The organism is Sulfitobacter sp. 1A13421, assembly GCF_043557285.1.
GTDB classification, from domain to species: Bacteria; Pseudomonadota; Alphaproteobacteria; order Rhodobacterales; family Rhodobacteraceae; genus Sulfitobacter; species Sulfitobacter faviae.
On the sequence record NZ_JBIFFQ010000013.1, the window covers coordinates 76,767 to 86,091 of the forward strand.

A 9,325-nucleotide genomic window follows, 5' to 3' on the forward strand; every position below is an offset into this window, starting at 1 on the left:
AGGCGGTGCTTTAAATATTTTTATTGGGAAGGTAAACGGGTCTCCGACAACATCTAAGGTTCTACACATGCCCCCTATCCTCCGCGTCGCCCTCATCTCTTCAGCAGCTATCATGACCGGAGCGGCAGGCTGGTGGCCGTTAAGTAAGGATGCAGGGCCGAATGCGGATCTGCGCGAACAGGTCTGTGAGCGGCTTGTCGTGCTGCATGTGATGGCGCCGAGCGCCAAGTCGGACTGCTTGTATGACAAGGATGAATTTCGCTTTCACTACGCCACAGCCCTCAAATCGAGGGTTTCTCAGTTCAGCATCAGCTGGAACCGAGATATCGATATCATCAGGGGAATTGGAAGCTATCTCAACAAAGACAGCTTTGAAGAGGTCAGCTTTGAGCAGTTTGAAGCTAGCCATGGCGGACACGGAAAGCCTAACTTCACCGCACTGTTGGAAGGCACCCGTAATAACGGCCTCAACCGCACCTCCCTTCAGATCACGCAAGCGCAAACTCGTGAAACCTTTGGACAGGATAAGGCCAACCCTCTTGGCTTCTTCAGCGTAGACACTGACGAGCGAAAGGTTTTCGATCAGTCCGTTCTACCGATGGATCCCGATCTAGCCGTACCGATGGATACCTTGATGGGGTGGGAGTGCGGGATCATCGCGGAAATCGATAATGGTTGCCAAGGACGTATCTACTTGCTCAATGATGGAGGTGATAGAAATCCTAAGCTGCGCGTTGCTGCCTTTGATATCGAACCGCTGACTGACAATCAGGTCTTAGCGATAGCGATTGGTATCTATGCCCCTACTCACATTGAGAGCGACCACAGTATCGAGCAAGACGCTAAGAAGATGAAGCGGTTTCTAGCGGACTTCTGAGACATGAGTATAGATATCCCAGCCGAGGTTCAGCTTTTGGTTGATCTCTGCAAGTCCGAGATGATGGCTTGTGAGGTCTGGTTGTTCGGTAGCCGTGCCCGAGGCGATCACATAGATGACAGCGACTATGATCTGCTCGCTATCGTGCCTGATGAGGCTCCTGAGGACATAGACAGCCCAATGGCGGCCTTCCGGCTTAGAAGGCGTTCAGGAGCCCATGCTGACCTGCTAACCGGCCGCTACAGCGATTTCATGGGATCAAAAGATGTTGTGAACACGCTTGCCTACGAAGTCGCAAAAGAAGGCGTGAGGCTGGCTTAGTAGAGGCCTTGCCGATGGTGGTGGTGGCCCTCAATGCTTCATGAGAGCCACCAAAAATCGATTAGAAGTCGACCTTGTCTACGGTCTTTTCCTGAGATGCCAGCGCACGTGAGACGGAGAGAGCATCGCTTACTACATCGATTTCATCAGCGAAGCTTCGGTATGAAACACGCAGACGGCCCGCTGTTGCTTTCTCGCCAAAGCGAATATCTTCGATTCTTGCCCAAAAACCGATGAATTCGTCGTCTTCTTTAAGCTTATCGAAAGCGACATGACGAGTCATTTCAGGAATCGAGTATCCGGCTAAATATGAAATACAGCGCTTTGAGCTTAAAGACGCTTTTCTATGATAGTTGTGATCCCGATCAACCGTCCAGCCGAGGCCATTCTGGTTGTTTTCGCACGTAGGCTCAGTACCTGCGTTCTCGATGATTTGAGAGTGCAGTTTATTCGCGTCTGCCCGGGGCTCATCAAATTCTCTCAAGTACTCAACGAATGTGATGCCGCTCCCGAACTGCTCTGCCGCCGCTCGAAGTTCAATGCGCTCTTTAGTATCTTGCTTACTGAATGACCGCTCATAGAACGCATCAACTTGAAAATCGCGCTGCCCGACTTTGACTGGCTTTGTTCGATGCTGAACAAAGCCTTGGTTTATTGCAGCCTGGGTCGCCGCTTCTAGCGACTGCCCCAAAGCAATATCTTTGACATCACGCAGCTTAAAATCTGCTGCCGCCGCGACACTCACTGAGAGCATAAGGGCCACGACGCTTAAACCCAATCTTTCCTTTGAAATCATCTGTTTGTACCCTGAATTATTAACATGCCTACAAAACCATGTGCGACCTGGATACACAACCTGTGAGGGAGAGTTCAGCAGAGATTAAGTCCGGTGTCGTACCCGTCATGCATCCCTAGAAAAAGGGCCCACCCATCACTGAGTGAGCCCTTCATATTTTTGGATAGGTTAACTTCAGAAGTTGAAGCGAACACCAGCGTCTGCGCGAACGTCTTTGTTGCCCAAGCTGGCGATACCGCTGCGGAAAGAAGTACCACCACCAAGATCATGATGGACGCCAACACCGTAGGAAGCCTTATCGAAAGCCTGAGCGTCAGCAACGTAAGCTTCCACTGCGGTTGCCGAGCCAACATCAAAGCGGCCAGCAACGACGAAATGATCGCCTGCAATGCCGTTATCTGCGTACGCAACGGTTACGTCAGCAAGCCCAACTTGGCCGGAAGCAGAGGCGGTAAGCTCGGTATCACCGGGGTTGTTCGAATCCTGAAGGCCAAGGGCGAAAGTCCAACCTTGGTAGTCGTAAGCAGCATAGCCAGCGATCCGGTCGTTGGTTTCGGAAGCCGACACGTGAACTTCCAGATCGCCGGAGCGGTGAAGGACTTCAACACCGTTGGCACCCGAGGCACCGGCACCTGTGCTCGAGTAGGCATCAGCACGGAAAGCATATGCTGTGTAGTCGAAGCCAAGAGAGGTCAAACCGAGATCAATGGGGTACTGACCGGGCATGGTTTCGAGAGCACCGTAAATGTTGCCAACGCCGAATTCTGTGCTGCCGTAGCGAGCGAAATACCGGATACCATTCAAGCCCGTGCCAGCTGGGCCAGAGTTGCTCGCGAAATCGTCGGCTGTGCCAAGGACGCCGTCAGGGCCCGCGTTAATCGACTGTTGGTTATCAGTGTTGTTCTGCTGGATGCGGGCCCGGGCACCGAAGATCACGCCGTTATCAGCTTCTGCGGTCGCGTCGATCTGGAGACGGAAACGAGAGGTCACATCTGTGGAGCTGATGCCAGTGGAGTCGTCATCGATGTGCATCACACCAAAACGGCCGTAGCCGCCGAAAGTAACATCAGCAAAAGACGGGGTAGCAGAGATAGCAGCAACAGCGGCTATCAGGGGAAGTGTCATATTTTTCATGTTGGAAATCCTTATTCATATTTTCCGTTAAAAGGGCTCAACACGGGAGGAGCGCTGGCCTTCAAACGAGTAAGTGAGAGGGTTTTCAGAAAAACAAAAAAGCAGGGCGAAGTTTTTTCATCCCGCTTAATGTTTCCGTAATATCCGTGGTTTGAAGGTGTTATTGGGGAGGTGAGAGGTTCCGAGAGAACCTCTGGAAAGGATAAGGGCACCCCGAGATTCAACTGGGATGCCCTCCATCACGGTGCAGTCAGATCACTCCAGCCAGGAGGTGTCATCCCCGGCGTCGACTTCATAGATCACTTCAACTGCTTTGCGCTTCAAGCTCACCTGATTGGCAAGGTCACTTCCCGAAAGGGGGCGGAACTCAATAGCAGATGGTTCTCGAACTGCGAGCATGAAGCTGTTCTCAACCGCAACCCCGGCTTGCGACATCTCTGATACGAAACCCTGCGAACCTTCCGCTTTCTCTGCATCGGAGATCGATGCCCAATGTGCTTCAGGGTTATCGACCCCAAAGGCGTCTGCGATCAAGATATTGTCGGATTTGTTGAGAGCTAGGGCCATGGAGCTTCCGATTTCGACGCGGATATCGAGACCCCGTTGAAGGTCCCTGTCATCTACATAAAAGCCGATGATGTTATCGCGCACGCCCCGGTAAAGCTGGCTTGCCTCGATCTGCGTATAGTACTGGGTGTTATCCCTATCAGATACCGTGATCTTGGTAGCCGGATGCATGAGTTTCCAGCCGATCAACTGACGTTCTTCCCCAGTTTGAGGGTCGCTATAAGGGAACCTGCCAAGGCATGAGTTGCCACCCTGGAAGATATAGCGGCAGACATTCGAAATCGTCCGTACATCGATTTGATGAAGCCCGGTCTCCTTAGGCTTGAATTTGAATGCGAGCACCTTCCGCATCTGGTCCTTGGTGGTGTTGAAGTCGCCAAGCCGCACAGGAGCAGAGAAATCAATCAGCTCTACACGTTCCTCTTTTTCTGATTTCCCGAAGCCGGTCTGATTGAGAACCTGCACGGCCGCAGCTGTAGTTTCCACTGCCCCGAGAGGCATCCGATCTGTGATGCTCTCTGAGAGCCCGGCATCATAAGAAGGCAGAGGCAAGCCTTCCTCGTTCAGGAACACGATCTTCAAATCAGGGTTGCTGTGATCGCAGGTGAAGCTCATCTCAAAGTCGAACTCACCGGCTGGGAATGGAAGCTTCCTAGATAGACCTCCGGTAAGCTCCACTTCTTTGCCGTTCACCGCGAAGCTATCAGCACCGCACTTACGCGAAGCCTCCGGACGCACACTATAGCCGAACTGTGCTACCGCCCGCTCATCAAACTTGAACCGACCAATCGCCACCCCGCTTACCATCCTCGGCGCAATCGGGTTTAGCCTAGCATCATACTCTTTGTTGAGAGCCGCACCGCTATCAGCGAAATACTGGAAGCCAGCAAAGGGTACAGGTTCCTGAAGATGACCTTTAGCGCCTGCGAACTCGGGGCCAGCAATAGAGTAACCGGATGGCTGGATCACTTGCTTGCTTCTAGGGGTATCAGGGTACCCAAAAAGGGTATCCGACGACCGCATGCGAATTGCCACATCTTCATAATCAAGCTTCCAGACAACCTCAGAAATGAAGGCTTTCGAATCCTGAAGAACTTCCTGTCGACGCTTAGTGGCAAGCAGTTCCTCACGGTCACCTTCAGTCAGAAAGCTACCAAGCTCGTCGTCATAGGTAACCGCTACCGTAGCCCCCTGCCCTGTGACGTTTTCGAGGATCAGGGTTCTTTAGATATCACTGCTCTGTGTGTAGTAGACTGCTGGTTCCTGAAAGCTTGAAGCTTTATTCCGGTAGACCAAGCGAAACCCATCAGTTTCTTCAATCAGGATAACAAAGATATCCTCTGTAGTGGTTTGGATCCGGCCAACAACAAAGCGGGTACCATCCCCGAAAAGCTCTTCACTGAAGAAGGCCTGGTTCTCGATCTCTGCTCTATTGAAACCCTCCCCCATCGCCGCCGCTAGTAGCTCATCAGTAACCTCAGCTGCCTGGGTAATCCCCCCATTTTTATGGGGGCTCGATCGTAGAACTTACGCAGCCATTCTGAATTTCTGGGCGGGGGTCATCCCGCCGTTGCCCATGTTGGGGCGTTCGTTGTTGTAGGACCAGAGCCACTCGGTGGCAATCTTCTGGACCTCTCCAATGCTTTCGAAAATGTATAAGTCCAGCCACTCGTGGCGGACTGTCCGGTTGTAGCGCTCGACATAAGCGTTCTGCTGCGGCTTGCCGGGTTGGATGTGGGCCAGGGCGATGCCCTTGTTCTCAGCCCATTCCATGAGGGTGCCGCTGATGTACTCCGGGCCATTGTCGACACGAATAGTCCCAGGGGCGCCACGCCATTCGATGATCTGGTTCAGGGCTCGAACAACCCGTTCCGCAGGCAATGAAAAGTCGATCTCAATGCCCAGTCCTTCGCGGTTGCAGTCGTCCAGAACGTTCAGCAGCCGGAATTGCCGTCCATCCCCCAGCCTGTCGGCCATGAAGTCCATCGACCAGACCTCATTCGGGGCCTCAGGTACCGCCAGTTCGTCCGGCTTTTCCCGCTTCAGACGCTTGCGCGGCTTGATCCTGAGGTTCAACTCCAGCTCACGGTATATCCGGTAGACACGCTTGTGGTTCCACCTGTGACCCTGCACGTTGCGCAGATACAGGAAATACAGGCCAAAGCCCCAGGTCTTCTTCGCCGTCGTCAGCCCGAGCAGAAGATCGGCGATCTGCTCGTTCTCATCGTCCAGCTTGGGGCTGTACCGATAGCACGTCTCACTGACGTCGAACGCCCGGCACGCCAGCGCAATGCTGACCCCCTTCATCGCCACCGCTTTCACGGCCAACTCTCGGCGCTGAGCTGGCCGTATCATTTTTTTCCGAGCGCTTCCTTCAGGAGGTCATTCTGCATGCTGACGTCGGCATACATGCGCTTCAGTCGGCAGTTCTCCTCGGCCATAGCCTTCATCTCAGTGATGAGGCTGGCGTCCATCCCGCCATACTTCGCCCGCCATTTGTACAGCGTGACGCTGCTCATGCCATGTTCACGGCACAGCTCGGCAGCAGGCACACCGCCCTCCATCTGGCGCAGTACGGCCATGATCTGGGCCTCGGTAAAACGTGCCTTTTTCATCGGAATCTCCTCGTTCATCCTGCCGAGAAAATTCTACTTCCGCATCCCCTTAAGATCGGGGGGGATTACCCCTGCACTCCCTGGTCTAAGAAAGAGCTTTCATCAGTGGAGACCACAACAGAGTAGTAGAGACCAATACCAGAGAACGATTCCTCTGCCTGACTGATCTCATCAAACTGTTCTCGTAGCTCATCACTCGATAGATCATCATAGTTAGCCATAGCTGCACTACTGAAGGCTAACGACAACACAAAGACAGAAGCTCCGTTCATAAGATGTTTAACAATCGGTTTCGTCATCAATAAGTCCTTTTCATCTCTTCACCGTCGTAGGTGTCGAGGGATGCCGGAAAACCAAACAGAAAAGTGAAATATATAGAGTACCCGGATTCCTATGATCAGAACCGGTAGCCCATGTTGCTTGAATGCTTATAGGAAGCTTCCAACACCAGAACTCGGACAGATGAAGCTTACCATGTAGGAAGCCACGAGGATCAACGTAGGAGTAAGAATATCCCTCTTATGTAGGAAACCACGTTAAACGGTCATAAGACCCTTCCTGTTAGCTTTCTCGTATCTCCCAGAGGGATAAGCCATGTAAGCTTAGATATCAGCTTCCGTAGATCATGATTATAACGTTAGGGTATGACCCATAAGAAGATCAGATCGTTAAAATTCAACCGTATAAAGGAATCCTGATCAAGAAGTTCTAAGTTCATCCCAAGATAACTATGATCATGATTTAGCTTAACCAAAGGTCATAGTAAGCTTCCCAAAGAAAGATGAAGATTTATGGTTTCCGTAATCCATAGGTGTTCAGTATCGGGATGAGGTAAGATCATTTATGGCCGTATCTCGTATGATCGAAGACCTATGGAAGCTTCCAATATATCCGTTACATGATCCTCTTAAGATGTAAATCTTCCCGAAGAAAACATATCTCGCATAGTTGTTTAACCCATATAAATAAGGGTTTTCATATTAACCTCAGGTGTGGTTATAAGAATATAGTAATATGCTACCCCTCCTGAGGTTAATAATCACCCTCCCCCACAACACCCCTTTCAAGGGGAAAACTTCAATAGTGATGGCTCAAGTTACCCGATCTTATTAAAATCTATTGAGGTTAATATGCCCGAAGAAGAGAAGGTAAGTTCTTGGAGGTGGGTGGGTGTCAGGGAAGCTAACTATAAAGGGTCATAGAAAACACTGGTATAGATCAATTCCCTGGTAGGGTTCCCTTGGTGGGGTGGGATGAAAACTGATAACTATAATGATGGTTACCACCTATCCAGGCTTGGTCAGATGAGAACGGGTCTGAGAGTGTCGTAGGATGCCAAAAGGGCCCTTAGGGCTGAATAGCTACCAATAAGTCAAAGAAAGCCTCCTATGGCATACTCTGGAAGCTTCTAGGGGTACTGGGGGATGCCTTGGCTAAGTAGATAGCTGAAGGAAGCTATGGACGCTGCATATATGTTCTCTATATGTTCCCCTCTATGCCAGCAAGTCGACCTCCCATAACAGCACATCCTGCTAAGCCGTTTCCTACGTTGCGGGATGCCGCTAAAGAGGGTCAACTGATGCTAGTTAGATGCAGCATGTGTAAGCGTAGCCGATACTTCTTGGCAGCTGATCTCATCATAGTGATGGATCCCAAACATCCCCTGCATCTACCTCCGTTCCCATGTTCGAAGTGTCGGACTAAAGAATACGTCAAGATGAGTGTTCACATGCCTCGTCCAGGAGACTTCGGCCGGTTGCCTGTTAGACGGCTTGATAGGATCGTGCAGGTGCAGAAGTGGAAAGATGGCAAACTGGGAGTGTGAGGCGGATAACGCGCACTGAAAATGCCGCTATCATGTATCATGCGTCATAATTTCGCCTCCACAGGCCGATATCCATAGGTTGCATCAACTAAGGAACTAACACATGCGATCACTCGCCATTCTGACACTTCCCCTCGTCTGCTTAGCTGAACCTGCGCTCGCCGACTGGAATGATCGTGAAATATGCCGCGCAGCAGCAAAGGTGTACTTCTTCACAAAGGGCTTGCCCGCCGATGCAAAGGACCAGGACGGGTATTTCGGCCTCCAAGGGTCAGGTGGCGTTGTCTACGGCTGCCGCATCGACGGTAACAAAACGAGTTTTCATTGGGTCAACAAAGATGGAACGACAATGAAAAGCAACTCAACCACTTTCGAAGTGAACGGAGGTAGCCTGACGGTGAAGACCGATTTGTTAACCGAGAGCTTCACTTCGCAATAGAGGCATCATCCACAAGATAGCGCTTATGTAGATCGCTATTCCACACCCCCCAAAGTTCGCACTTAGCTAAGATAAGAAACCTTGCCACAAACTGCGTATTGTAGACTTCATAAGGCCCAAGACGCGCAGTGTTGCCCGAGAATGCGTGGGCAGTCATCTGATTGCGCAGATACTCACAGAAATTGATAGCATCGTACAGCTTGACCCGGCGATCCCGAACTTCCTGTCCATCCGCATATTCTGTCGGCTCATTCAGCATCTCATAGATCGGGACTTCAGTTTTATCGCCCCGGGCGACCCAGTCTATTGTTCTATCTGGATCGATCCCAGCCTGGGCCAAGCGTTCTTTGAGAGGATCCAACACCTCTGGGTTCCATATGAAGTCCTTCTTGCTGAGCGAGCGAGGTTTGTCGGCAGTCGCTTTGATGGAAAGGCCGAGTTCTTCTATGGCCGAGAATGCGAGATTGATCGCAATTGACGTTCCGACATGGGACTCGAAATCATTAGTGTGCTTCGCAAAGATGTGTCCATTGTGGGGATGCATAGACCTGGGGGTAACGCATTCAGTTCGGTAGCTCATTGCAAGCTTGTGAATGGCGTAGATAAGCTTCCTTTCTGACCAAGCTTTAGCTGCTACCGCGACAGCAACAGGCATGGCTTCTCTGTGTATGAACCGTAAGCGCCGTCCCTGTCCCATTGATTTCCACGGTTCCGTTACGCTGATGGAGCGGCGAGTTTCTCTCTGAGTATT

The 9,325-nt window shown here is 51.3% G+C and carries 9 protein-coding genes; 3 read left to right on the forward strand and 6 right to left on the reverse strand.

Annotation, left to right across the window (positions count from 1 at the left end; translation table 11 throughout):
• Nucleotides 1-67: 67 nt before the first annotated feature.
• Together ACGYLI_RS17115 and ACGYLI_RS17120 are read left to right on the forward strand one after the other, a co-directional pair.
• Nucleotides 68-877 carry a hypothetical protein gene (locus tag ACGYLI_RS17115; RefSeq protein WP_394420040.1) on the forward strand — a complete coding sequence of 270 codons (810 nt, stop codon included), beginning with the start codon at nt 68-70 and terminating at the stop codon, nt 875-877.
• Between the two features lie 3 nt (nt 878-880).
• Complete coding sequence (locus tag ACGYLI_RS17120; protein ID WP_394420041.1) at nt 881-1,198, forward strand: nucleotidyltransferase domain-containing protein; 318 nt, start codon at nt 881-883, stop codon at nt 1,196-1,198.
• 61 nt (nt 1,199-1,259) lie between these two features.
• Here ACGYLI_RS17120 and ACGYLI_RS17125 read toward each other — a convergent pair whose 3' ends face one another.
• The 5 genes from ACGYLI_RS17125 to ACGYLI_RS17145 form a co-directional block, all read right to left on the reverse strand.
• Nucleotides 1,260-1,961: a hypothetical protein gene (locus ACGYLI_RS17125; RefSeq protein ID WP_394420043.1), complete on the reverse strand. Its 702-nt coding sequence runs from the start codon at nt 1,959-1,961 to the stop codon at nt 1,260-1,262.
• A gap of 207 nt (nt 1,962-2,168) precedes the next feature.
• Nucleotides 2,169-3,128 carry a porin gene (locus tag ACGYLI_RS17130; RefSeq protein ID WP_394420044.1) on the reverse strand — a complete coding sequence of 320 codons (960 nt, stop codon included), beginning with the start codon at nt 3,126-3,128 and terminating at the stop codon, nt 2,169-2,171.
• A gap of 255 nt (nt 3,129-3,383) precedes the next feature.
• Complete coding sequence (locus tag ACGYLI_RS17135; protein WP_394420045.1) at nt 3,384-4,664, reverse strand: hypothetical protein; 1,281 nt, start codon at nt 4,662-4,664, stop codon at nt 3,384-3,386.
• A gap of 558 nt (nt 4,665-5,222) precedes the next feature.
• A protein-coding gene (locus ACGYLI_RS17140) for an IS3 family transposase (protein WP_394420046.1) occupies nt 5,223-6,310 on the reverse strand; the annotation gives its coding sequence in 2 pieces (ribosomal slippage) (nt 5,223-6,049 and nt 6,049-6,310; 1,089 coding nt in all).
• 65 nt (nt 6,311-6,375) lie between these two features.
• Entirely contained in the window at nt 6,376-6,609 is a 234-nt protein-coding gene (locus ACGYLI_RS17145; protein WP_394420048.1) for a hypothetical protein, read from the reverse strand.
• Nucleotides 6,610-8,238: 1,629 nt separating this feature from the next.
• Between ACGYLI_RS17145 and ACGYLI_RS17150 the strand changes: the two genes are divergently transcribed.
• A complete protein-coding gene (locus tag ACGYLI_RS17150; RefSeq protein WP_394420050.1) occupies nt 8,239-8,574 on the forward strand; it encodes a hypothetical protein in 336 nt (111 codons plus the stop codon).
• On the opposite strand, the gene ACGYLI_RS17155 is transcribed toward ACGYLI_RS17150, so the two are convergent.
• The coding region (locus tag ACGYLI_RS17155; RefSeq protein WP_394420052.1) for a hypothetical protein at nt 8,561-9,325 on the reverse strand (765 nt) is incomplete at its 5' end. The genes ACGYLI_RS17150 and ACGYLI_RS17155 overlap by 14 nt on opposite strands.

What these genes read in the sequence shown, in the direction of transcription:
- ACGYLI_RS17150 (WP_394420050.1), top strand. Translation starts at nt 8,239, where the DNA reads ATGCGATCACTCGCCATTCTGACACTTCCCCTCGTCTGCTTAGCTGAA.
- ACGYLI_RS17130 (WP_394420044.1), bottom strand. Translation starts at nt 3,128, where the DNA reads ATGAAAAATATGACACTTCCCCTGATAGCCGCTGTTGCTGCTATCTCT.
- ACGYLI_RS17120 (WP_394420041.1), top strand. Translation starts at nt 881, where the DNA reads ATGAGTATAGATATCCCAGCCGAGGTTCAGCTTTTGGTTGATCTCTGC.
- ACGYLI_RS17115 (WP_394420040.1), top strand. Translation starts at nt 68, where the DNA reads ATGCCCCCTATCCTCCGCGTCGCCCTCATCTCTTCAGCAGCTATCATG.
- ACGYLI_RS17145 (WP_394420048.1), bottom strand. Translation starts at nt 6,609, where the DNA reads ATGACGAAACCGATTGTTAAACATCTTATGAACGGAGCTTCTGTCTTT.